The organism is Clostridium uliginosum (assembly GCF_900112485.1).
Classification (GTDB): Bacteria; Bacillota; Clostridia; order Clostridiales; family Clostridiaceae; genus Clostridium; species Clostridium uliginosum.
The window spans coordinates 1-22,784 of sequence record NZ_FOMG01000016.1 but is presented as its reverse complement, the minus strand read 5'-3'; the positions used below and the strand labels follow the sequence as shown (position 1 = coordinate 22,784).

The following is a 22,784-nucleotide window of genomic DNA, read 5'->3' as shown; positions in this document are numbered from 1 at the left end:
GATGATATGAAATATGTTATAGGTGTTGATGGTGGAGGAACAAAAACAGAAGCTACAGCTTATTCTTTAGATGGAAAAGCTATGATGACGTCAGTAAAAGGTTTTGCAAATCTGTTAAATAATAAAGAAAAAGCTTTAGAGAATATAGTAAGTTCTATAGAAGAAATAATAGATGCATTTGCTGATGAAGAACTTAGAGGCGTATATCTTGGCATTGCAGGAGCAGAAGTTGGAGATAATGCAAAAATAATAGAAGATGCAATAAAAAATCAGTTAAGAATTGATTGTGTAGTTATGAATGATGCTGAAATAGCTATAAAGGCTATGTTAAAAGGAAAAGATGGAATATTAACTATAGCAGGCACAGGATCGGTAGCGTTTGGAGTTAAAAACAATGTAACCACAAGATGTGGGGGATGGGGAAACCTATTAGGTGATGAAGGAAGTGGATATAGAATATCAATCGATGCTATAAAAAGGATGATATTTGAAGAAGAACATTCTATTCCAACATCAGAATTAACTAAGAGGATTATGACCAAGTTAAAAATTAATTCAGTTGATGAAATAACAAGCTTTGTATATTCATCAACTAAAGATGAGATAGCATCATTAACACTAATAGTTGCTAGATTAGGCGAAGAGGGTGATAAGATAGCAAGTGAAATATTAATTAATGAAGGTGTAGAGCTTGCTAAGACAGTTGAAAATGTATACAGAAAATTAAAATTTGAAAGTTGCTCTATAGCATTAGTCGGTGGTGTTATTAGAAAAGCTAAGGTAGTTAGAAAGGCTTTTGAAGATTACTTAAGAGAAAATATAGTTATTAAAGATATTGTAGATGAAGAAATTTCTCCAACAATAGGAGCTTATTATATAAATAAAATTAAAGAAGAGAACGGAGTGTGAGGAATGAAAAGATTAGGAATATCAGTATATCCAAATCATACTGATATAAATGAAATCGTTAAATATATACATTTGGCTGGAAGGTATGGATTTAAAAGAATATTTACATGCTTGATTTCAGTGGCTGATAAAAATACGGAAGAAGTAATAGGAGAGTTTAAAACTATGTTATCAGCAGCAAAAGAAGAAAACATGGAGGTTATTGCAGATTTAGATCCAACAATATTTAAAAATTTAGGTGCATCTATACATGATTTAAAATTATTTAAGGATATTGGGTTAGGTGGAATAAGATTAGATTTAAGCTTTAGTGGATTAGAAGAGGCTATAATGAGCTTCAATGAGTATGGCTTAAAAATAGAATTGAATATGAGTAATGGAACTAAATATGTTGATAATATTTTATCATATAAAGCTAATCCTAATAATTTATACGGATGCCATAATTTTTATCCTCATAAATACACAGGGCTTTCATTACAGCATTTTATGAAATGCTCAAAACAATTTAAGGAACTTGGATTAAATACTGCAGCATTTGTAAATTCACCAAGTGCAAAATATGGTCCTTGGCCAGTTTCAGAAGGGCTATGTACATTAGAAATGCATAGGGATTTACCTATAGATGTACAAGCTAAGCACTTTTTAGCAACTGGATTAATTGATGACATTATAATAGCAAATTCATTTGCATCAGAAGAAGAACTCAAAGTATTAAGTGAGCTAAACAAAGAAAAATTAATATTTAAGGTTGAATTTAATGAAAGTGCAACTGAACTTGAAAGGAAAATTGTTCTTGAAGAAATTCATTATAATAGGGGAGATGTTTCAGAGTATATGTTAAGGTCTACGCAAAGTAGAGTTAAATATAAAGATGAAAGTTTTCCAGCAGTTAATACTCCTGAAATTAAAAGAGGAGATATATTAATAGATTCAGATTTATACACTAGATATGCAGGTGAGCTTCAAATTGCTTTAAAAGACATGAAAAACGCTGGTAAGACTAATGTAGTAGGCAAAATAGTAGATGAAGAAATATTTTTATTAGACTATATCGAGCCTTGGGGAAGCTTTGGTTTTGAATTAAATAAAGCTTAGAATGCATAGTTAATGTATTTAGTTATTAAATAAACAGCGTTTTTAGTTTTAAGTAGGTCTTCTGACCTCATCTAAAGCTTGGAAATAGTTATCATTTTACTTGTAAAAAGTAGTAGAACAAGTGCTTGTGTAATTACACAAGTAATTAAAATAATAGTTAATAGGGGAGGAAAATAGTATGAAAAAATTCTTTGATTGGATGGAGAAATACTTTGTGCCAGTTGCAGCTAAAATTGGCTCGCAAAGACATCTAGTGGCGATTCGTGATGGTTTTGCTACAATTACACCTATAATTATGGCAGGAGCCTTTGCTTCATTATTTAATAATATAGGATGGAAACCATATCAAAACTTCATGAATTGGTTATTACCTGTAGGTTGGAAAGATTGGGGAACAGCTATTAATAATGGCTCTTTCGGAATTATGTCAATATTAATTGTATTTACAATATCATATCATTTAGCAAGAGGATATGACAAAGATGGCTTAGCAGCTGGTATGGTATCAGTAGCTGCAGTATTAATATTATATAAAATAACTCCAGAGGGATTAATATCAACAGCATTCTTAGGAGCACAAGGACTATTTATTGCATTAATAGTAGCATTATTATCTACAGAATTATTTGTTAAATTAATAGGAAATCCTAAATTAGTAATAAAGATGCCAGAAGGAGTTCCACCAGCAGTTGCAAAATCATTTGCAGCGTTAGTTCCATCAGTTATAATTTTGGCAATAGTAGCTGGAGTTAAGGAATTATTTATACTTATTAGTGTACCTGATATGCATCAAGCATTATTTTTCACATTGCAAAAACCATTACAAGGTTTGGCTGGTAGTTTAGGCGGAGTATTACTAATAATACTAATATCACAATTATTGTGGTTCTTTGGACTACATGGTTCAAATATACTAATGCCATTTATAAGTGCATTATTACTTCCATTACTTTTAGAAAATACAGCAGCACTACAAAATGGAGAAGCACCAAAAAATATCTTAAATAGCCAATTCCTAGATTCGTATGTAAATATGGGTGGATCAGGAGTTACAATAGCTTTAATTGTAGCGATATATATCTTAGGAAAAAAGAGTGGCGCCCAACAAAAAACAATTGCTAATTTGGGTGTTGCACCAGGATTATTCAATATAAATGAGCCAATAATATTTGGTATGCCAATAATATTAAATCCAATTTACTTTATTCCATTTATGTTAGCACCAATATGTTCTGCATTAATTGCATATTTCTTAACTGTAATTCATTTTGTACCAAAAGTAGCAATAATGGCTCACTGGACAACACCACCAATTTTAGGAGCTATATTCTCAACTAACTCAATAATGGGTGGAGTTACAGCACTTATATGCTTAGCAGTAAGTGTAGTAATATACCTACCATTTGTATATATTGCTGGTAAACAAGAAGCAGATGCTCAAAGAGCAAAATAGAAATTTTGATATAACAAGAAATTATAAAAATACGCTTTGTTTTAAAACCGTGTTGATATTGTTATATATTATTTTTTGAATGTACCTAATCTTGATTTTGCAACATCAGGATTTTTACTAACAGCCTTAATTGACATTCTATATTTAAATAGTGAGTTGTTTTTAACAACTCACTATTTTTTATGTAAAGAACCATTTGTTAGTGAATATAGAATAAATTTAGAAAGATGAGTGTTCAAAAGGAAAAAATAATGTTTTAACTATAATTTTTTATTTAAATTAAGTTTTTAGGGTATACATAATAATATAAAGGAGGTTGAATATGAAAAATAAAGTTCACAACAAAATTTTCAATCCATTTTTATACTTTTTTAAAAATGAATATGCTAGCGGTGTAGTACTTTTAATCTGTGCCATTATTGCAATAATAATTGCAAATTCCAGTTTGGCTACAACCTACGAAAACATATTACATACAAATATAACTATTGGATATAAAGAAGTTTCTTTATCTATGTCAGTTCTTCACTGGATTAATGATGGGTTAATGGCTATATTTTTCTTTGTAGTTGGTATGGAAATAAAGCGAGAGCTAGTAATTGGAGAACTTAAATCTTTTAAAAAAACTATACTGCCTGTTTCTGCGGCTATAGGAGGTATGATAGTACCAGCTATTATTTATGCATTATTTAATTATAATGAACCAACTATTACAGGGTGGGGAATTCCAATGGCAACAGATATTGCATTTGCTTTAGGAATACTTTCTTTGGTAGGTAAAAAGGCACCTAAAGGAATCGTAATCTTCCTTACAGCTTTAGCTATAGTTGATGATTTGGGTGCTATTATCGTAATTGCTATGTTTTATACTAGTCAAATTTCATGGGGGGCTTTAATTTTAGGGTTAGTTATTTTTATTGCACTTATATTAGCTAACAGATTTAAAGTTAAATCTACAGCTGTTTTTATTATTGGAGGGATACTACTATGGTTTTGCGTTTTAAAATCAGGTATACATGCAACAATTGCTGGCGTACTACTTGGAATGACGTTGCCTGTTGGAAAAAATATTGATGAATTTAAAACATCAATTTTACATAGGCTAGAGCATACTTTAGTTCCATGGTCATCTTTTGTGATTATGCCAATATTTGCTCTAGCAAATTCAGGTATAGATATTGATATTAACAGTTTTTCAACAATTATATTGACACCCGTTAGTTTAGGGATTATATTTGGTCTCTTTATTGGCAAGCAAGTAGGTATATTTGGAGTTTCATACATTTTAGTAAAGTTAAAGATTGCCAAACTTCCATCTCAAGTAACAAAAATGCACCTATATGGTGCAAGTGTTCTTGGTGGGATTGGATTTACTATGTCACTATTTGTTTCATCTTTGTCATTTGCAGATAAAACTGTACTATCTACAGCAAAAATAAGTATTATGATTGCTTCAATTCTAGCTGCAATATTAGGTATGATAATTTTTAAATTTATAAAACCTCAAATTGAAAAATAAATAATATATATATATTCTAAAAATCATTGTTCATTTGAATTTCTTTAGTATCTCTAGTATTTTTTTAGATTGACTATATAAATAATGATTATATTAATTAGAACATATATATAAGTTCTTCTAAGGCTCAGATGGAGAAAGTATTTCTCATGAGCAAACTCCATTTTGACATAAGAATCACTTTATAAAGAGCCAGTAAATTTCAAGATACAATTCAAACAGTACAAAATTTCAATGTTTTTGCAAATCTAAGTTAAACTTTATATTAGGCACACGAAAGAAAAAAATAGACCAAATATACAAGGATACTGGTCTACTATTTTCTTTCATGTGCCTTACATTAAAAGGAACAAAATTAGTAACAAAAATATGTAATAAAGTTTGTAATTTTTAGCCTAAATAATCAGTTCTATCTGCTTCAGTAATTGCTCTTAATACTCTACATGGATTACCAACTGCAATAACATTATCTGGAATGTCTTTTGTAACAACACTACCAGAACCAATTATAGTATTATTGCCTATTGTTACGCCTTGATTTATATTAACTCCAGCACCAACCCAAACATTATTACCGATTGTTACAGGCTTTGCATAACATCCACCAGCATTACGTTCTTCAGCTATAGTTGCATGATTAGCCAAGTAAATACCCACTCTTGGGCCAAATAACACATTATCACCAATAGTTACTTTAGCACAATCCAAAATAATACAATCAAAGTTTGCAAAAAAGTTATCCCCTATAGTAATATTAAAACCAAATTCACAACGAAAGTCTGGTTCAAAGTGTGTATTTTTACCATGCTTTTCTAAGAGTTCATCTAGAATTTTCATTCTTTCTTCTTCTGGTTCACAAAAACTTTGGTTATACTTATTAGTTAATAAAACTGCACGTTTTCTTTCCTCCACTAGTTCTTTAGAATAATCATTATACATCTTACCTGAACACATTTTTTCTCTTAAATTCATCATTTTATCCTCCTAGTTGTTCTTACTTAGGTATTTTAAAATAAATAGCTAGTCAAAGATTTTTAGAATTTTTTGAACTAGACCAATATATCGTTATTATAGCATATTTTGTAAATGTAGTATTTAGGAAAGTATGTACAATAAGTACAAAAAGGGATGTGTTAATATTGTTACATCTTTGTTCAGTGGGCATTAAAATTTGACTTTTAGAACTCTTAATGATTATTGTCACATTAATTGCTTGTCCGAAGCTTGTCTTTGGAGCAAGCTGGAATGGGACTATACTCATTTAGATGTTCTTAAGTGAGAGTCAAAATTTTATATTTTGTTGCTCGAACTTACTCAGCGAATGAATATGAGTCGAGTTTCCTATATTAATTTTTTAGCCCACTGAACAATATGTAACAATATTAACACAGTTTTAAAACAGAGCCCAATAAATTAAAGTGTTGTACTATTTATAGATTTTGTAATTTTTTACCAGTTAAATGCGTATAATTAGAACTATGTATGTTTAATTTAATAAAATTATTTTGTATAATAAGTAACAAATAGGGTATAATTTAGGTATATTATATAGATATGTAGTTAAAATTTATATAGATTAAAACTTTGGTTGAGATAGCTCCAAAGGAGCTACCTCATGTGATTCTAATATTTTATTTGGTGAAGGTTTTTATATAGTGTTTCTTGGGAGAGTTACTATATAGAGACCTTTTTGCTATATTAAAGGTATTTAACTAATACCAAAATAATTCCAAATAAAAATATAAGAACACCAAAGAACCTTTCATTTTCTGTTGAAACAAGAAGTCTAAACCAATTGTTTCCGTTATGTCCTTCAAGTTTCATATATATGCATCCTCTCTTTCTAGTCCAGTATGATCTATATAAAACTAAAATACTCTACCTTAACATTTTATTGAACCCTGTAAGGACTATTACTTAGAGCTCATAGTTAAGAATACGGATATATTTCAGTAAATAGACATACAAAGAATGAGATTAGAAGGATAATGAAGAAGTTTTTTATTTATGGGAATCTATTTTACACTTATTAGAAACAGACTTTAATCATAATCGTTAGTCACATGAAAGAAAATAATAGACAAGCATACTGGTCTATTATTTTTTTGAATGTGCTTTATCACAGACCTTAATCATCATTGTTAGCCATAGACTAATAATTACTTAATATTAAGTATTTATTTCCCATATTTTTCTGTGCTTATTTTTTGTTTAGGTTCTCTCCCTTTTTTTATTATACCATAATTTAACAATTGAATATATAAAATAAAAGTTAAATTTTTACACAAGATTACATGAAAAATAATGAGAGAGAATCAAGGTGATAGAGGTTATTTAAGCCATTAACTATAGTAAGAAGCCTAAACTATATAAAAAAATAGAGGTCAATTATTTAGCAACATTGTGCAAGTAATTGATCTCTATTTCTTTGTTTTCAACTTAGGCATATTAAAATAAAGGATGAAATTTAGTTATTTTTTTGAATATGCCTCAGTCTTTGGCTTGAAGTAATTTTAGTATGCTTAAATTTGGTTCAAAGTAAATGATATAGCTATCTATTTCACAGCTAATACCATATTTTTTTCTATAGTAATTTAAGGAATTATTTAAAAATTCTTCAGTGACTTCTAAATATTCAGTCATTTCAAAGAGGGTATGTGCTCCATATTCAAAAGCATTTATTATGTTAACTAAACCCACAAGTTTTTCATATCCCCACCTACGAGCTTTGATTTCTTGTTTTCTATTTTTAATATTTGTTTGGTCCGTAATATTGCCAACTGTTCTATGATAATGTCCAAGCTCTTCAGCAAGCACACAAGATTTTTCACTAATGGTTTTGAGTTTATTGTTAATGGCTATTTTATTACCTTTGCATAGGCCTTTGGCTTTAGATTGTAAATTCTTTTCTTTCACAGAGATATTATACCTTTCAGTTTCTTGAAGTAAAATTTCAAATTTATTCAAATAAACCACCTCTACATTCTTACCAATTATTGTCCATATCTTCTAAATCTTTTTGCATTAATTTTTGATCTTCTTCATCATTATTAAAATCATTGTGGGCTGCAACTGGCATTAGATAAGATTTAACACATCTATTGTATTCCATATCTAATACAGTATTAATTGTATGTTTACCTTTATCATCTAAATTATTGTATTTATTTAATAATTTTGCTTCTTCTGTTATTAACTTTATTTCTTTTTTACTTTCTTCCCAACCCATTAAATAAGAAGGTGTTGTTTCTAATATTTCAGCAAGTCTTTCAATTTTATCAGACGGTATGTTAGATATAACTCCACTCTCATATCGTTGCAAGGTTGGCTTGCTTACACCTAATTTTTTAGAAAGTTCTTCTAATGTTAAATGCAATTCTAAGCGTTTTCTTTTAATATTTTCTTTTAAGGCCATTTATACCACCCTTTATTTGTTGCCTCTGTTTTATGCTATGTTTTAAAATCGTGTTGATATTTTAATATAAAGCTCATGGACTGTAAAATTTAATTTAAAACATAGCTCTGTTTTAAAACAAAGTCTTTAATTAATTATAATTATATCATTTGTTTCTGAGTATGCAACAAAAATATCCGAAATAATGGTAAAAGTTACTTGATAAGTATTGACAATATAATCCATAAATAGTATTATGTTGCTTAATAAGTAACAAAGCAGTACAAGAATAACCTAAAGTGAAACATAGCTATGCTTTTAAGTGAATGTTTATATTGAATATAAAGCTCATGGACAGTGGAATTTACTTTAAGAACTCTAAAAATGAATATTAGTCCTATTAATGCATGCTCCCAATCACAGATTGTGACAAGCAATTAATAGTACAAATATTCATTAAGAGTTCTAAAAAGCAAATTCCAATGCCAGTTCGCCATTATATTACAATATAAACATTACTTAAAGACATAGCCAAATAATAAATATAAAAAATATAAGTATAAGGGGTAGATTTAAATGAGTAAATTATCAGAAATTAAAGAATGTCAAAAGGGAATTTTAGGTTCAGATGTTGGAGCTATTATGGGAGTTGATAAAGTGAAGAGTGTAATTGATGTTTATAGGGAAAAGACAGAAGATGTTAAAGAGGCTGATGAAAATGGTGAAGTTACTTATTGGTATAGTACTTTAGAAGAAATAGTTTCTAGGGAATTTGCACTTAGAACAGGTAAAAAAGTAAGGAAAGATAAGAGGACTACAGCGGGTAGAGATTGTAATTTTATGATTGGAAATGTTGATAGAAAGGTAGTTTCTGAGAATTCAATTTTAGAGTGCATGGTAGTAAATCATGTTGAAGGTAATGAGTGGAGAAAATATGAAGTTCCACCTAAGCATTTAGTTGAGGCTCAACATGATATGGAAGTAAGGGGTGCGGATAAGTGTTATATAGCAGCTTTAATTGATAATAGTAAGTTTATAATTCATGAGGTTGAGCGTGATGATGAATTGATTTCTAAAATTGTTGAAAAAGAAAGAGAATTTTGGATTAATCATGTAGCAAAGAAAATTCCACCAAAGTTTAGTTAGAAGATAAAAAATAAGGCTCTGTTTTAAAACCGTGTTGACATTGTTACATATTGTTCAGCGGGCTAAAGAATTAATATAGGAAACTCGACTCATATTCATTCGCTGAGTAAGTTCGAGCAACAAAATATAAAATTTTGACTCTCACTTAAGAATATCTAAATGAGTATAGTCCCATTCCAGCTTGCTCCAAAGACAAGCTTCGGACAAGCAACTAATGTGACAATACTCAAGGAAACTCGACTCACATTCGTTCACTGAGTAAGTTCGATATACCAAATGTAAAATGCCCACAGGGAAAGTTCATGTTTCCAAATATAAAATTTGGACATTTACTTTTGGATTCTCACTTAAGAGTTCTAAAAGTCCAATTCTAATGTCCACTGAACAAAAATGTAACAATGTCAACACTATATTAAAACATAGCCCCAAATAAATATAAGACATATAAAAGAAATGGGCTAAAGGTGAGTTTCAAATTTTTAGGTGTTATATAGAAGTTTGTAATTCTAGGATGATTATTCTTTTATGGAATGTATTAGGAAAAAATAAATTGTTTTATTTAAGACAAGTTGTTTAATTTAAAGAGAGGAAGTGAAAATAGTGTCAGATATTAAGTGGATTAAGATAACAACTAATATGTTTGAGGATGAAAAGATTAGATTAATAGATGCAATGCCAGAGAGAGATACAATTCATTATATTTGGATAAGGCTACTAGTCCAAGCTGGGAAGAATAATGCAAATGGATTTATATTTTTAAGTGAAAATATCCCATATAGTGAGGAAATGTTGTCTACTATTTTTTGTAGACCTATTACCTCTATTAGGCTTGCATTAAAAACCTTAAAAGATTTTGCAATGATAGAGATAGATGAGGATAATCTTATAAGAATTGCTAATTGGGATAAGCATCAAAATATTGAGGGAATGGAACGTGTAAGAGCACAAGGCCGGAAAAGGGTTGAAAATCATAGAGAAAGAAAAAAACAACTTAAGGAGCTTGGTGAAGGGAAGAAAAGTGAAAATCTTATAGAAGAATCTAGTGATAATATAAGTAATGAATCTGAAGATATTAATACTTTAATGCAGCAGGATAATTATGTTCAAAATTCAAATTCTAATGAAGCTAATGAGGATAATTTTGTCCGAAATTCAGAAGAAAATAGTTGTAACGCTATGAATATTAAAAGTAATGTTACAAATAATTCTTGTAACATTACAGAAAATGAAAGTAACGTTACTGTAACGGAACAGAATAAGATAGAGAATAAGAATAAGAATAAGATAGAGAGTAAGAATAATAATACTGGTGATATAAATAAAAAAGATTTAAGTTGTCAAGATGGACTAGCCCTCTTTAACTTTGAAGAATCACAGGAATTAAATAATTCTCAAGAGTTTAATATAAGCTATACTCCTAATAATAATCCAAAGGAAAATATTTCAGGTGAAGCAGGAAATTTATTAAAGCATTATGAGCAGCTAACAGGAAGAATGGGTGGACTTGATTTAGGTTCTCTTAAATTAGCTATTTCTATGCATGGAAAGGAGCATGTTAGGAGTGCTATTGATAGGTCTATAGAAGTAAATAAGCCTGACATGAAATACATTAATGGGATATTGAAAAATTGGAGAAGAGAGGGATATCCAAAGGAAAAGGAGGAGATTATAAATGGAGCTTACACCAATGGAAAGAATAAAGATTCAAATGCAAATGAATTCAAAGGATTCAGACCAAAACAGCCAAAGGGAGTTAGGGGAAAAGAGAGAAGAAACAGTGAAGAAAAGCTCATCTGAAGGAAATTCGACTCATATATATTCTATGGATAAATTTGCTGGAAAAGGTGAAAGATCTGAATCTTTAATTCATAATTCTGGAGGGAGAAATAAAAGGGTTAAATTCTCATATAAATGTGATGTGTGTCATGATACTGGCTGGATTCTAATTCCTCAAGAACATATGCAACCGCTAGCTATTGCTTGTGAATGTACGAAGGCTAAAAAGTTAAAAAGTGAATGGAAAACATCTGGAATTAATACGGAAATGAGCACACAAACCTTTTCTAATTTTCAAGTTTGGAATAGAAGCTCTAAGCTTGCAAAGGATGTTGCAATAACATTTTATAATGATTTTAATAATATAAGAGATAATAAACAAAATAGTATTCTGTTTTGTGGACAAGTTGGAAGTGGCAAAACACACCTTTCAGTGGCACTTGCAATTAATCTCTTAGATAAAAAGATTAAGGTTGTATATATGTCATATAGGGATGTTATAACGAAGATAAAAAGAAATATGCTAGATGATGAATATTACACAAAGATGCTTTCTAAATACCAAACTTGTGATGTTTTGCTTATTGATGACCTATTCAAAGGAAAGATAAATGAAAGTGATATTAATATAATGTTTGAGATTATTAATTACAGATATTTAAATCATTTGCCAGTTATAATAAGCTCTGAATTTACAGTAGATAGGTTGCTATATTTTGACGAGGGGATAGGATCTAGAATATATGAGATGTGCAAAGACTATATAGTTCAAATTGAAAAGGAACAAGGGAATAATTATAGATTGAGATAAGCATATTATAATAAGGTAATAAGTTTATTATTCTATTATAGTGGTATATAATATTTATATAAATAAAGTTCTTTATAGTAAGCAGATAAATTAATTAGATTATGAATGTGAGGGTGCTTAAAATGTTAGAATTAAATGATAAAGAAAGAATAAGTGAGTTTGCATCATTTTGTATAGAGAATTTTAAAATTAAACATTCTATGTCTGGAAAAGATGTTGCTAATTTATTTAAAGTAAGTGGTGTAATTGAATTTATAATAAATGGATATGATATGCTTCATACTCAAGGAAAAGAATATATATTAGAAGAGATAGAGATATTTTTAAGAAATAGGGGGTATGAACTGTGATTTTATATCATGGTAGTAATGTAATTGTTAATGATCCTAAAATAATAAAAGCTAATAGAACTTTAGATTTTGGAAATGGATTTTATACTACAACTAGCAAAGAACAGGCATGTAAATGGGCAAGCATTAAAAAGAATAGAGAAAAATCAGAATATGGTATATTAAATATTTATGAAATTGATGATAAAATATTAGACAGTAAATATTTAAAAATTCAAAGATTTACTGAAGCTTGTGAAGAATGGCTAAATTTTGTTATTGATAATAGATTGAATTTAAACTATAAACATGATTTTCATATAGTAGAAGGACCAGTAGCAGATGATAGAGTTTATGCTTGTTTAAATGCTTTTGAAAATAGATTTATGGATATTGAATCTGCAATAAGAGAGCTTAAAACTTATAAATTAGCAGATCAAATATCCTTTCATACAGAAGAAGCAATTAATTTATTAAAGTTTATTGGAAAAGAGGAGGTATAGTATGACTTTACCTGAGATAACTCAAGAAAATGTACATTTATTTATTCCTTTTAAGGTTGCAAAAGTTACAGGAATGATTATTGAAACAGAACATAATAACTTGGAAGATGCTTTAATTGAAATATATAATTCTAAGGTTTATTCTGATTTAGAAAAGGAAGAAACTAAACTTTGGCATGAAGGTGCTACTTATATATATGAAAGTTTAAAAGATGAAAAACAAAATAAAGTAGATTGTAAGTAGTTTATTAGAAAAAAACAAAAAAAAAAATTATATATAGTAACAAAAATAAGTAGAGCTTATCCAATTTATAAAGGATAGGCTCTTTTTGTTCTTCTTTAGGAAATTATAATAAGGCACATTAAAATAAATAACTTGATATTTATTTAATTTAAAAAAATATACCATAAATATATCACTATTAATTAAAAAAATTATATAAATCACTATCTGTAGATTTGGCGTAACAACTAATAAAAAAACGTTCTTTGAAATTGAATAATGTGATATTTATAAAATATATTATAACAAATAATGGTAAGATTATTATGTAATCAAAATTATTTACTTTAATAGAGGTGATTAGATGAAAGCTATACCGAATTGTATATCATTTAGTAGAATAATTTTTTCTTTGGCTTTGATTTTTGTTAGGCCATTAAGCGTAGCTTTTTATGCAATATATATTATTTGTGGATTCAGTGATATTATAGATGGGTTTATTGCCAGAAAGACAGGGACAACAAGCATATTTGGTGCAAAGCTTGATTCTATGGCTGATATGACAATGATAGGGGTATTATTACTTTTGCTTTATCCCATCGTAAATCCTGCAATTGAAATTGTAATTTTGATTATTTTAATTGGTATTATCAGATTAGCATCGATGGTTGTAGCCTTGAAAAAATATAAAACCTTTGCAAGTATTCACACTTACGGAAATAAAATCACCGGTATTGTTTTCTTATATTCATACAACTGTGTTAATGTATATAATCTGTTTTGTGGCAACTATATCAGCAATTGAGGAATTAATTATTCAGCTTATATCAAGTCAACTGCAATTAAATAAAAAAAGTATATTCAAAAAATGAGCATAATCTATAATTCGAGTAATGAATATTATCTTTATATTTTACATTAGTAAAAGCAATAATAATTTTAAATATTGCATTATTTAGAAATAAATTTGTAATATTTTTTTATTACACAATTCTAATATATGGTGTAATTTTATGTAACGTTCTTCTCATTATTTTTATAAATGTAGAAATAGTAAGAACCTTTTGTTCTGTTTGATGTAGATCCATAATGCTCAACAAGTTTTATATTAGAAAAATAAGGCACATGAAAGAAAATAATAGAACAAAGATTCATAGTATATTTGGTGTCAGACAAGGAGGAATGCATACTGGTCTATTATTTTTTGAATGTGCCTAAGATAAAATTTTATCAATTTCATCTTTACTTTCAATGTATTTTTTGGAATCATAATCTGTAGGATTATTTTGGTATTCGATGGCTTTTTCTATATCATAATTGGTAGATCTAAGTATAATTTTAGTAATATTTTCTTTATTACAATGTTCTAAAAAAAACTATTAAGTGATCCACTTCTAGGATATAAGTAATATAGTAAACTAAATACTAATACAATAATTGATAAAAGCATAAATCGTTTTTTAATATTTTTCATAATTTCTCCTAATATAAATAATTTAATATTTCTTCTATTGTGAAAATTATACTATAAATAGAATTATATTACTAAAAATAATCTTTGAAAATTTAACAATGTAGTATCTGTAAAAAAATGCTATAATTAGAAATATATAATTTAAAATTAAACTACAAGAGTAAAAGTATGTATTATATTAAAGGAGACAAAGTAGATGGAATGTAAGATAAAAAATATTTCTATGAATTATGAAGTGATTGGTGAAGGAAAACCCATTGTTATGATTCATGGAAAACATATTTAACAATAAAAAGGGATATAAAAGAATATATATTGATTTACCAGGCATGGGGAAATCAAGTAGTGAAAAATGGATTACTAATTCTGATATTATACTTAACATTGTAATTGCTTTGATTGAAAAAATTCTTCCAAACAAAAATTTTCTACTTGCAGGTGAGTCATATGGTGGATATTTATCAAGAGGAATATTATATAAAATGACAAAAAGAATAGATGGTATAATGTTAATTTGTCATGTTATAATAGCAGATAATAAAAAACGAAATGTTCAAGAACATGTTATTTTAGTAAAAGATAATATGTTGCTATCTAAACTTACTTCAGATGAAATTGATGATTTTAATTCTTCATCAGTAGTTCAAAATGAAATAATATATGAAAGATATAAGAATGAAATAATATCAAGAATTGAAATAGCAAATCATGAATTCTTGAGAAACATTAAAAGAAACGAATATAAATTTTCATTTGATGTAGATAAATTGGATGGAAAATTTAATAAACCTGCTCTTATAATGGTAGGGAGACAAGACTCTTGTGTAGGATATAAGGATTCATGGAATATTTTAGAAAATTTTCCAAGAGCAAGTTTTGCTGTATTAGATAGAGCTGGTCATAACCTACAAATAGAACAGGAAGAATTATTTAATTCATTAGTTAATGAATGGCTAATAAGAGTTGATGAATCATAAAAAATATTTCTTATGTAAGATTTTAACTTTACGTGTAGAAAAATGAGCATTATCCTTGATTCAGAATTATTATGTTAAGATGCAGTAATTTTTGTATTGTGCATTACCCTACAAATTGCTGCTTTTTTCTCTGTTTCTAGATAATTGCAGAAGTAAATTGTTCTTTTAAGATTTAATAATATGGTATTTACAAAATATTTTATAAGAAGAGTACATAATTATAGTTAGAAATTATGAGATAAAGATTTTTATATTAGATTGAGAGGTAATGATTATGAGAACTATAGCAGCCTGTGGCAATAATTGTAGTGTATGTCCAAGATACACAGCTATAACTGATAAAGAATTGCATAAAGTTGCTGTCTTATGGAAAAGTATAGGATATAGGGATGTAGTTGTTTCAAATGAGGAAATTAAATGTAAAGGTTGTACAATTAACAACTTTTGTAGATATAATATTGTAAAATGTTCAACGGAAAGAGGTATAAGTAATTGTGGAATGTGTGAGGATTTTCCTTGTACTGTGATTAAAGAAACCTTTGACAAAACTTTGAAATTTGAACCAAAGTGTAAAAGAGTATGTAGTGATGAAGAATATAGGATTCTTGAAGAGGCTTTTTTTAATAAAAAAGAGAATTTAAATAAATATAATAAAGAAATAAAATGAGCTAAGTTACAAGGGTTTTAAGTTATGAAGGAGAGTATTTTATTATGAAAGTAGCAGTTTTATCTGATATACATGGTAATGGAATAGCATTATATCATACCATAATGGATTTAGAACATTTAGGCATTAGTAAAGTTATTATTTTAGGGGACGTTGTAATGAAAGGGCCTATGCCTTCATATGTTTTGGAACTATTAAATAATAAAAATTTAGAAATTTTAGCATGGATTAAAGGAAATACAGAGATGTGGTTTAAAGAAATGCCTAACGATTGGACTCCTTCATCTAATATAGATAAGGCACCATATTTATATTATAAATATGCAAAAGCTAATTTAAAAGAAGATCAGATATCATTTTTATCAAAATTGCCTTCTGAATACTCATTAACAGTAAATGGAATTACAGTGCTTTGTGTTCATGGAACCCCAAAATCAATTTTTGAAGCAATTGATGGCAGTGTATCAGAAGATGAAATTAAAGTCGCAATAAGCGGGGTTAAGGAACAAGTAATTTTATCTGGACATTCTCATACGTCTTTTATAGGTGAGGTAAATGGTAAAAAGATATTTAATGTAGGAAGTATCGGTAATTCACTGGATCAAGATAATAGAATATCTTATGGAATATTAGATTTTTCAAAAGATAATCTTAAATTATTAAATAGACGAATTAACTATCCAGTTCACAAAATAATTGACATAGCATTAGAAAATAAATTTCCTTATTTGAATGAATATAAAAACATTATATTAAGTGCTTCTATGTCTTAAAACTGTAATAGATATATAAGGCACATTCAAAAAAATAATAGACCAGTATGCTCGTCTATTTTGCGTCATACCGCGTCAGCAAAATATACAACACATCTTTGGTCTATTATTTTCTTTCATGTGCCTAAAGCCACTACTTTAATGAAAACAATTCAATGTGAATTAAGAAATCTTTTAAAATAAGGTTATGTTTTAGACGTGTGTTGATATTGTAATATAAAGCTCATGGACAGTGGAATTCACTTTAAGAACTCTAAAATAAATATTAGTCCTATTAATGCATGCTCCCAATCAAAGATTGTGACAAGCAATTAATAGGACAAATATTTATTAAGAGTTCTAAAAAGCAAATTCCAATGCCAGTTCGCCTTTATATTAAAATATCAACACTCAATTAAAACATAGCTTAAAATAAAAAAGGAGAATGAATTAATGAAAAAATTAAAAATTCTATTAGTAAGTGTATTAGCAACAATATCAATATTAACAATAAGTTCAAAAGGAGTAAATGCAGAATGGAAGCATAGTTCAACTGGTTGGTGGTATTCAGAAGAAAATTCTTATGCTACTGAATGGAAACAAATAGATGGCGTATGGTATTATTTTGATGAAAATGGATATATGAAAAAAGGTTGGCTTTATGATAATGGAACTTGGTATTATACAGCTTCAAATGGGGCAATGCAAACAGGAATTATTCAAGTTGATGGAAAAACATATTACTTAGCATTAAGTGGAGCAATGCAAACAGGAAATGTTATTATTGATGAAGAAACATATAGTTTTGCAATGTCAGGAGCAGCCATAGGGGATAAAATTCCACAAACAACTAAAGCATTTTTAGGAGAAGGAATAACTACAGAACCTATTCAGACAAAAGATACATCTAAAATTGGTGAAAAAACAGTAGAAATAAATCTTCAAGGTAATCCTACAACAGGTTATAATTGGGACTATCACATTGATACAGATGGTATTATAAATGAAGACTCAAAACAGTACAAGCAAGATGATGCTAACTTGGATGTAGTTGGTGCAGGAGGCACATACACTTGGAAGTTTTCTGCTTTAAAGGAAGGTACAACTGAAATTACTTTTAAATACTACCGTCCATGGGAAAACGAAGCAATTCAAACAAAAACTTATATTTTTACAGTTGATAAGGAACTTAAAATTACAGTAAAAGAAAAATAATTTATAAAAAAGAGAAATAGAAATAACAGATTTGAAATTATATTCAGCTGAATTCTATGGATTATTTGATAGAAAGATTAGAGAAGTTCCAAGTGATGCTATAAGGGAAGTTATTGTAGACAGGATAATACCTTATAATAGAATGAATTTAGATAGATACCTAGAATATTATGATATGGAATATTGGAATGTTTAACGAAGACAAAAAGACACTATTCAAAGTGCCTTTTAAGAAATAAATGCTTCTCCCTCACCAAGTATTACAATTCTGTAATTAGGTTTGAGAGGTACTAAATTGTATTTTTCTGAGTTAGGATTTAATCGTAGATATTGTAATCCAATTTGATTCTCATCAAAAATGAGCATATAAATGCTGCTTTTAGAGGAAACATTTTGAACATTATAAAGATTATTTTGTGAAAGATTAAAATCACTTACTTTATAAACGCCTTCCTTAAAGACATTGGTTCCAACAACAGATGTTGCTTTAGATATATTAAGTGAATTGGTTTGAGCAGCAGGTGTTATTTTAAGTATATTAAGTGATAAACATATAAAAAATAATGATAAGATAGCAAACTTTTTCATTATATAACCACCCTTCAAATTTATTGTGTACAATAAATATAAGAATATACGTAAGCTGTTTGAGTAGCAGAGATACAATATTGAAATTTAAATAGTTATGGAATTATATATGAAAGAGGAAGATGATAATAAAATTATCATCAGAATATTTATAGCAATATATATGTTGCTATATCTACAATAATAGTTATCTATAATAGAATGAATGCAGAAACAAAATAAAAAACTAAGTAAAATAAAAAGTGGCTGTCTCATAATACAAGTCATTTACTGATATGATGTATATTGAAAAAAGAAATAGAAATAACATTTGTGTAAGAAGCATTGAAAAATAAGCTAATAGTTTCTTCATTTGAAGTTGTTCCATAAATGATTGTCCTAATGCATATTAGGAGCAATCTTTTATGGGTACAACTTTAAATGTTAGAAAATTTCAGGCATATTCAACAAAATAACAAGTCAGTATGCTAGTCTATTTTGAGTGATACTGCGTCAGTAACATTAGCTAATAGTCTACTATTGGCTAATGTTACTTCCTTGTCTGACTCAAAATATACGTCACATCTTTGACTTGTTATTTTGTTCATATGCCTTAGCGAAATTTTTCTAGTCTTCTTTAATAAATGTTATTTCTATTTCTTTACTTGATAATTCTGAGACAGTCCCTTGTGAATTATTTAATGTTAAGTTTTTTGATTTCTCTTTGAGTTATTTGAGCACTAGATACTGCAACTAATGAACCCTTAGTACTTACAAAGATGTCTTTTGCAATTATAGTAGCCATTAATTTTTTTACATCCTCATCCTTAAGATCAGGTTTAACTCCATTTACACTAAATGTTACCTTATCACCTTGTGTAGCTAAAAAAACCATTGTTAAAATGTGTTCCATATTTTTTACCTCCTTTAAATTTTAATCATGCTTAATGCTTAGATTGATAGCTAAAATTAACTTATTGATCTAGAGCTAATTAAATAGTGCTTAAAATTAAGCATTAAGAAGCTTTGCAGAATCATTGACATAGTAATTTCTACAAGCACAGCCCATAACTTCTTTGATTGCTTCAGCAACTGCAAAGCAATTATCAGCTGTAGCATCAGGCTTTACACCAGAAAAAGTTTTCTTAGAAAAAATTGCATCCCCAGATTTATCAGTACCAGTTTGTACCTCGATACTAAGTGAACTTGATGTTGTGATTTTTTGAGTAGCCATAATTTTTTACCTCCTTCATTTTGTTTTCATATAAGATATATGGTAAGGAAGAGATTATTACATAGTTATAAAAAAATTAATATATAACAATATCAACACACTTTCAAAGCATAGATTTAATTTAATGTTTACTGCCTTTATTTATGCCAATTTCCCAGAATCATCACTAGATCCAGCTGTATCTATAACAACTCCAAGTTTTGTTGATATTATGGTATTGAGTTTATTAATGGAAGCTGAAAGGCAAGTTATTTGTTTCTCTAAGCGAATTAGCAAATAAGCACTGACAGCTACTGGAAACCCTACATTGCCTACAAGTCCTATTAATTCATTAATCTCCATAATTTATCACCTCCTATATTGGATATATGTTTGAAAACATATTATTTCATATCTATCAATAAAGGTTATATTGGAAATATTTAGTGCATATAAGGCACATTCAAAAAAATAATATATCCGTAATGTGGGGTAATAAAGGGCATTCAATCTTGTGATTGAGTGCTTTTTATTATAGGCAAAAATGGAAAATAAAATACTATATCTTTAAATATTATGAAATGTGGTATCATTAAAATAAGAAAATTAAAATGGTATTGAAAAAATTATAGAGGAGACTTTTAATTGGAATATATTGATATCAAATGGAATGATGCAATTAATGACTTGATTCCTATTTGTCCTAATTGTCATTTAGTAATACATACTAAAGAACCTTCATATACACCACAGGAAATTAAAAAAATGTTGAAGGTTAAGAGTATAGATAATACTATATAATAAGAAGTAATAAATATAAGATAGGTGAGTTAGCTAAAATTAGAGGTGCAATGTCTGAAAATAATATAAGACAGAAGGTAAATGAAGGTTATTATGTATTAGCACCAGGAAGATGTGTTGGAATACCTTTTGAAGAAAAAAGTTAAACAGGGGGTGAATTTATGGCAGATATTAAATTTGAAATAGAAAAGGAACTAGGAAGTATATCAGAATCATCAAAAGGATGGACTAAAGAATTAAATCTAATAAGCTGGAATGAAAAAGAAGCTAAATATGATTTAAGAGATTGGGCACCTGAACATGAGAAGATGGGGAAGGGTGTTACTTTAAGCGTGGATGAGTTAAAGCAACTTAAAGAGCTTCTTAACAATATTGATTTATAGAGAATGACGATTAGAAATGACACTTTGTAAATAGAGTGTCATTTTTATAATAAAAAGGTAAAAATAATGAAAGTTAAAAATGATACGAAAATTTTATGATTTACAGATAACTTAAACACTTTGTGTCTCAGCAACTTGTACCTTGAAATAGAAATTTTCGAGTACAAGGTGCTTGATTTATTCAAATACTAAAAGATTTTTAATTTAGCCTGAAGTAGAAAGTATAGTGAAATAAACTTCTACTTTAGGCTTTTTATATTCCTTTAATTTTTGACTATGTTTTAGAATAGTGTTGATATTTTGTTTTTGAACTTACTCAGCGAATGCATATTAGCGAGTTCTCTATATGAATTCCACTGTCCATGAGCTTTATATTACAATATCAACATTTACCTAAAACATAGTCTTTTATAAAGATTATGATTTTAGATATCAAAGGTAGCTTAAATAATAATTTTTATTAAGCATGTGAAATCATTGGGATTGCCTAAATTAAAGGAAATATGATTGGCAAAATTGAAATTGCCAACATTTTGCCGACCATCAGTAAGATATGATAAAATATTACTAAATATGATATAATATACATGTTGTTTTATATTTTTCCATTATATTAGTATTATGAAAAAACAAAATATAACAATTTATTCAAATAAACCTAGGAGGTCTAATATGGAAAGTGAAGAAAGCTTTCTTATAAGCTTTAATAAAAAATCCCTTAAACTTATACTAATAATTTATTTAGTAAGCTCTTCTCTATCATTTTTATTTTTTGGTGCATTAAAAGCATTAGGATTTAATGATAATATAAGTATAAATTCTTTAATAATACTTGGAATAATTATTTTGAGTTATGCTATATTATTTTATAAATGTTATAAGTGTACAATTACAGAGAATGGATTTAACACAAAAGCATTTAATATAACAAAGATTATAATTTTATTAATAACTTATTTTCATTATTTATTTTTGAACTTTACAATGCATATAGATTCGCTCTGGCTCATGATTTTCTTTTTTGTTATCCTTGGAGCATTATTTTTTGATGTGAAAATGATTATGACATCAATAATTTTAAGTATTTTATGTCAAATCATAGTATTTGTAAATAATCCTTCAATTTTTATAGATAAGCAATTACCTATAGCAGAATCACTTATGAGAATTATTGCTATTATTTTAACTTTAGCAGGAATTTTCGTAATTGTATATTTTGCATCTAAATTATTAAAATCAATTGGTGATAAGGAAATTGAAGTAAAAGAAGAAAATCAAAAATTGGTAGATTTATTTAAAAATATATCTGAAATTTCTACAATTATTTTGTCATCAAGTGAAAATTTAAGTGCTGCTATTGAAGAACAAACAAGTTCACTACTAGAAGCATCAGGAACGAGTCAAGCTGTATCTGAAGATTCTAGTGAAATGCTTGATAAATCAAATAAGAATAAAGAAATCTTAAGTAATTTATTAAATGCTAATGAGGTAGTCACAAATAAAACCAAGGATAGTGAGCATAAAATAAAAGAACTTATCACTATTACAGATAATAATCAGAACTCTTTAAATGA

25 protein-coding genes and 2 pseudogenes are annotated in these 22,784 nt (G+C 28.0%); 19 read left to right on the top strand and 8 right to left on the bottom strand.

Going from position 1 to position 22,784, the window contains the following annotated elements:
* The first annotated feature begins 6 nt into the window (after positions 1-6).
* The 4 genes from BM027_RS11095 to nhaA all read left to right on the top strand — a co-directional run bounded on the left by BM027_RS11095 (position 7) and on the right by nhaA (position 4,979).
* The gene (locus BM027_RS11095) at positions 7-909 is read left to right on the top strand and encodes an N-acetylglucosamine kinase (protein WP_090091691.1); all 903 of its coding nucleotides are present in this window, start codon (positions 7-9) and stop codon (positions 907-909) included.
* A 3-nt stretch (positions 910-912) separates the two neighbouring features.
* Complete coding sequence (locus tag BM027_RS11090; RefSeq protein WP_090091690.1) at positions 913-2,007, top strand: DUF871 domain-containing protein; 1,095 nt, start codon at positions 913-915, stop codon at positions 2,005-2,007.
* A gap of 178 nt (positions 2,008-2,185) precedes the next feature.
* Positions 2,186-3,460 (top strand): PTS sugar transporter subunit IIC, encoded by a 1,275-nt coding sequence (locus BM027_RS11085; protein WP_090091689.1) that lies wholly within the window; start codon positions 2,186-2,188, stop codon positions 3,458-3,460.
* 322 nt (positions 3,461-3,782) lie between these two features.
* Complete coding sequence (nhaA, locus tag BM027_RS11080; RefSeq protein WP_090091688.1) at positions 3,783-4,979, top strand: Na+/H+ antiporter NhaA; 1,197 nt, start codon at positions 3,783-3,785, stop codon at positions 4,977-4,979.
* A 390-nt stretch (positions 4,980-5,369) separates the two neighbouring features.
* Here nhaA and BM027_RS11075 read toward each other — a convergent pair whose 3' ends face one another.
* From BM027_RS11075 to BM027_RS11065, 4 genes are all read right to left on the bottom strand, one after another.
* The gene (locus BM027_RS11075; RefSeq protein ID WP_090091687.1) at positions 5,370-5,951 is read right to left on the bottom strand and encodes a sugar O-acetyltransferase; all 582 of its coding nucleotides are present in this window, start codon (positions 5,949-5,951) and stop codon (positions 5,370-5,372) included.
* Positions 5,952-6,677: 726 nt separating this feature from the next.
* The gene (locus BM027_RS18715; protein ID WP_278320235.1) at positions 6,678-6,803 is read right to left on the bottom strand and encodes a hypothetical protein; all 126 of its coding nucleotides are present in this window, start codon (positions 6,801-6,803) and stop codon (positions 6,678-6,680) included.
* 666 nt (positions 6,804-7,469) lie between these two features.
* Positions 7,470-7,946: an ImmA/IrrE family metallo-endopeptidase gene (locus tag BM027_RS11070; RefSeq protein ID WP_090091686.1), complete on the bottom strand. Its 477-nt coding sequence runs from the start codon at positions 7,944-7,946 to the stop codon at positions 7,470-7,472.
* Between the two features lie 19 nt (positions 7,947-7,965).
* Positions 7,966-8,394 carry a helix-turn-helix domain-containing protein gene (locus tag BM027_RS11065; RefSeq protein ID WP_090091685.1) on the bottom strand — a complete coding sequence of 143 codons (429 nt, stop codon included), beginning with the start codon at positions 8,392-8,394 and terminating at the stop codon, positions 7,966-7,968.
* Between the two features lie 555 nt (positions 8,395-8,949).
* Here BM027_RS11065 and BM027_RS11060 point away from each other — a divergent pair.
* The 12 genes and pseudogenes from BM027_RS11060 (at position 8,950) to BM027_RS11005 (ending at position 18,442) form a co-directional block, all read left to right on the top strand.
* Complete coding sequence (locus BM027_RS11060) at positions 8,950-9,519, top strand: YqaJ viral recombinase family nuclease (RefSeq protein WP_090091684.1); 570 nt, start codon at positions 8,950-8,952, stop codon at positions 9,517-9,519.
* A 600-nt stretch (positions 9,520-10,119) separates the two neighbouring features.
* The gene (locus BM027_RS11055) at positions 10,120-11,316 is read left to right on the top strand and encodes a phage replisome organizer N-terminal domain-containing protein (RefSeq protein WP_090091683.1); all 1,197 of its coding nucleotides are present in this window, start codon (positions 10,120-10,122) and stop codon (positions 11,314-11,316) included.
* A 163-nt stretch (positions 11,317-11,479) separates the two neighbouring features.
* On the top strand, positions 11,480-12,106 hold the full coding sequence (locus tag BM027_RS11050) for an ATP-binding protein (protein ID WP_090091760.1): 627 nt from the start codon (positions 11,480-11,482) through the stop codon (positions 12,104-12,106).
* A 122-nt stretch (positions 12,107-12,228) separates the two neighbouring features.
* On the top strand, positions 12,229-12,456 hold the full coding sequence (locus tag BM027_RS11045; RefSeq protein WP_090091682.1) for a DUF3791 domain-containing protein: 228 nt from the start codon (positions 12,229-12,231) through the stop codon (positions 12,454-12,456).
* Positions 12,453-12,938 (top strand): DUF3990 domain-containing protein, encoded by a 486-nt coding sequence (locus BM027_RS11040; protein ID WP_090091681.1) that lies wholly within the window; start codon positions 12,453-12,455, stop codon positions 12,936-12,938. The genes BM027_RS11045 and BM027_RS11040 overlap by 4 nt, the downstream gene beginning before the upstream one ends.
* Before the next feature lies 1 nt (position 12,939).
* Complete coding sequence (locus BM027_RS11035; RefSeq protein WP_090091680.1) at positions 12,940-13,182, top strand: hypothetical protein; 243 nt, start codon at positions 12,940-12,942, stop codon at positions 13,180-13,182.
* A 343-nt stretch (positions 13,183-13,525) separates the two neighbouring features.
* A pseudogene (locus BM027_RS11030) lies at positions 13,526-14,033 on the top strand (CDP-alcohol phosphatidyltransferase family protein).
* Between the two features lie 871 nt (positions 14,034-14,904).
* The gene (locus BM027_RS11025; protein ID WP_341465524.1) at positions 14,905-15,612 is read left to right on the top strand and encodes an alpha/beta fold hydrolase; all 708 of its coding nucleotides are present in this window, start codon (positions 14,905-14,907) and stop codon (positions 15,610-15,612) included.
* 274 nt (positions 15,613-15,886) lie between these two features.
* The gene (locus BM027_RS11020) at positions 15,887-16,279 is read left to right on the top strand and encodes a DUF3795 domain-containing protein (protein WP_175559973.1); all 393 of its coding nucleotides are present in this window, start codon (positions 15,887-15,889) and stop codon (positions 16,277-16,279) included.
* 44 nt (positions 16,280-16,323) lie between these two features.
* Positions 16,324-17,052 (top strand): metallophosphoesterase family protein, encoded by a 729-nt coding sequence (locus BM027_RS11015; protein ID WP_090091678.1) that lies wholly within the window; start codon positions 16,324-16,326, stop codon positions 17,050-17,052.
* Between the two features lie 432 nt (positions 17,053-17,484).
* Positions 17,485-18,246 carry a protease inhibitor I42 family protein gene (locus BM027_RS11010; RefSeq protein WP_090091677.1) on the top strand — a complete coding sequence of 254 codons (762 nt, stop codon included), beginning with the start codon at positions 17,485-17,487 and terminating at the stop codon, positions 18,244-18,246.
* Between the two features lie 31 nt (positions 18,247-18,277).
* Positions 18,278-18,442 carry a hypothetical protein gene (locus BM027_RS11005; protein WP_242943318.1) on the top strand — a complete coding sequence of 55 codons (165 nt, stop codon included), beginning with the start codon at positions 18,278-18,280 and terminating at the stop codon, positions 18,440-18,442.
* A 32-nt stretch (positions 18,443-18,474) separates the two neighbouring features.
* Here the strand turns inward: BM027_RS11005 and BM027_RS11000 are convergent, their stop codons facing one another.
* From BM027_RS11000 to BM027_RS10985, 4 genes are all read right to left on the bottom strand, one after another.
* Positions 18,475-18,834, bottom strand: coding sequence for a hypothetical protein (locus tag BM027_RS11000; protein ID WP_090091676.1), 360 nt, complete (start codon positions 18,832-18,834; stop codon positions 18,475-18,477).
* 673 nt (positions 18,835-19,507) lie between these two features.
* Positions 19,508-19,726 (bottom strand): DUF2922 domain-containing protein, encoded by a 219-nt coding sequence (locus tag BM027_RS10995; RefSeq protein WP_090091675.1) that lies wholly within the window; start codon positions 19,724-19,726, stop codon positions 19,508-19,510.
* 96 nt (positions 19,727-19,822) lie between these two features.
* Positions 19,823-20,047, bottom strand: coding sequence for a DUF1659 domain-containing protein (locus tag BM027_RS10990; protein ID WP_090091674.1), 225 nt, complete (start codon positions 20,045-20,047; stop codon positions 19,823-19,825).
* 141 nt (positions 20,048-20,188) lie between these two features.
* Positions 20,189-20,389, bottom strand: a complete 201-nt coding sequence (locus BM027_RS10985) for a YvrJ family protein (protein ID WP_090091673.1) — start codon at positions 20,387-20,389, stop codon at positions 20,189-20,191.
* A gap of 282 nt (positions 20,390-20,671) precedes the next feature.
* Between BM027_RS10985 and BM027_RS18240 the strand changes: the two genes are divergently transcribed.
* The 3 genes and pseudogenes from BM027_RS18240 to BM027_RS10975 all read left to right on the top strand — a co-directional run.
* Positions 20,672-20,827, top strand: a complete 156-nt coding sequence (locus tag BM027_RS18240) for a hypothetical protein (protein ID WP_175559972.1) — start codon at positions 20,672-20,674, stop codon at positions 20,825-20,827.
* Positions 20,828-20,988: 161 nt separating this feature from the next.
* Positions 20,989-21,210: a YdbC family protein gene (locus tag BM027_RS10980; protein ID WP_090091672.1), complete on the top strand. Its 222-nt coding sequence runs from the start codon at positions 20,989-20,991 to the stop codon at positions 21,208-21,210.
* A gap of 672 nt (positions 21,211-21,882) precedes the next feature.
* Positions 21,883-22,784 (top strand): annotated as a pseudogene (locus tag BM027_RS10975) (methyl-accepting chemotaxis protein); the annotation flags it as partial.

Bases quoted from the DNA above. Each gene is read 5' to 3' on its own strand.
- BM027_RS10980 (WP_090091672.1), top strand. From the start codon at position 20,989: ATGGCAGATATTAAATTTGAAATAGAAAAGGAACTAGGAAGTATATCA.
- BM027_RS11015 (WP_090091678.1), top strand. From the start codon at position 16,324: ATGAAAGTAGCAGTTTTATCTGATATACATGGTAATGGAATAGCATTA.
- BM027_RS11095 (WP_090091691.1), top strand. From the start codon at position 7: ATGAAATATGTTATAGGTGTTGATGGTGGAGGAACAAAAACAGAAGCT.
- nhaA (WP_090091688.1), top strand. From the start codon at position 3,783: ATGAAAAATAAAGTTCACAACAAAATTTTCAATCCATTTTTATACTTT.
- BM027_RS11050 (WP_090091760.1), top strand. From the start codon at position 11,480: ATGCAACCGCTAGCTATTGCTTGTGAATGTACGAAGGCTAAAAAGTTA.
- BM027_RS11025 (WP_341465524.1), top strand. From the start codon at position 14,905: ATGGAAAACATATTTAACAATAAAAAGGGATATAAAAGAATATATATT.
- BM027_RS11010 (WP_090091677.1), top strand. From the start codon at position 17,485: ATGAAAAAATTAAAAATTCTATTAGTAAGTGTATTAGCAACAATATCA.
- BM027_RS11060 (WP_090091684.1), top strand. From the start codon at position 8,950: ATGAGTAAATTATCAGAAATTAAAGAATGTCAAAAGGGAATTTTAGGT.
- BM027_RS10995 (WP_090091675.1), bottom strand. From the start codon at position 19,726: ATGGAACACATTTTAACAATGGTTTTTTTAGCTACACAAGGTGATAAG.
- BM027_RS11085 (WP_090091689.1), top strand. From the start codon at position 2,186: ATGAAAAAATTCTTTGATTGGATGGAGAAATACTTTGTGCCAGTTGCA.
- BM027_RS11065 (WP_090091685.1), bottom strand. From the start codon at position 8,394: ATGGCCTTAAAAGAAAATATTAAAAGAAAACGCTTAGAATTGCATTTA.
- BM027_RS11020 (WP_175559973.1), top strand. From the start codon at position 15,887: ATGAGAACTATAGCAGCCTGTGGCAATAATTGTAGTGTATGTCCAAGA.
- BM027_RS11090 (WP_090091690.1), top strand. From the start codon at position 913: ATGAAAAGATTAGGAATATCAGTATATCCAAATCATACTGATATAAAT.
- BM027_RS11000 (WP_090091676.1), bottom strand. From the start codon at position 18,834: ATGAAAAAGTTTGCTATCTTATCATTATTTTTTATATGTTTATCACTT.
- BM027_RS18715 (WP_278320235.1), bottom strand. From the start codon at position 6,803: ATGAAACTTGAAGGACATAACGGAAACAATTGGTTTAGACTTCTTGTT.
- BM027_RS11045 (WP_090091682.1), top strand. From the start codon at position 12,229: ATGTTAGAATTAAATGATAAAGAAAGAATAAGTGAGTTTGCATCATTT.
- BM027_RS10985 (WP_090091673.1), bottom strand. From the start codon at position 20,389: ATGGAGATTAATGAATTAATAGGACTTGTAGGCAATGTAGGGTTTCCA.
- BM027_RS10990 (WP_090091674.1), bottom strand. From the start codon at position 20,047: ATGGCTACTCAAAAAATCACAACATCAAGTTCACTTAGTATCGAGGTA.
- BM027_RS11035 (WP_090091680.1), top strand. From the start codon at position 12,940: ATGACTTTACCTGAGATAACTCAAGAAAATGTACATTTATTTATTCCT.
- BM027_RS11075 (WP_090091687.1), bottom strand. From the start codon at position 5,951: ATGAATTTAAGAGAAAAAATGTGTTCAGGTAAGATGTATAATGATTAT.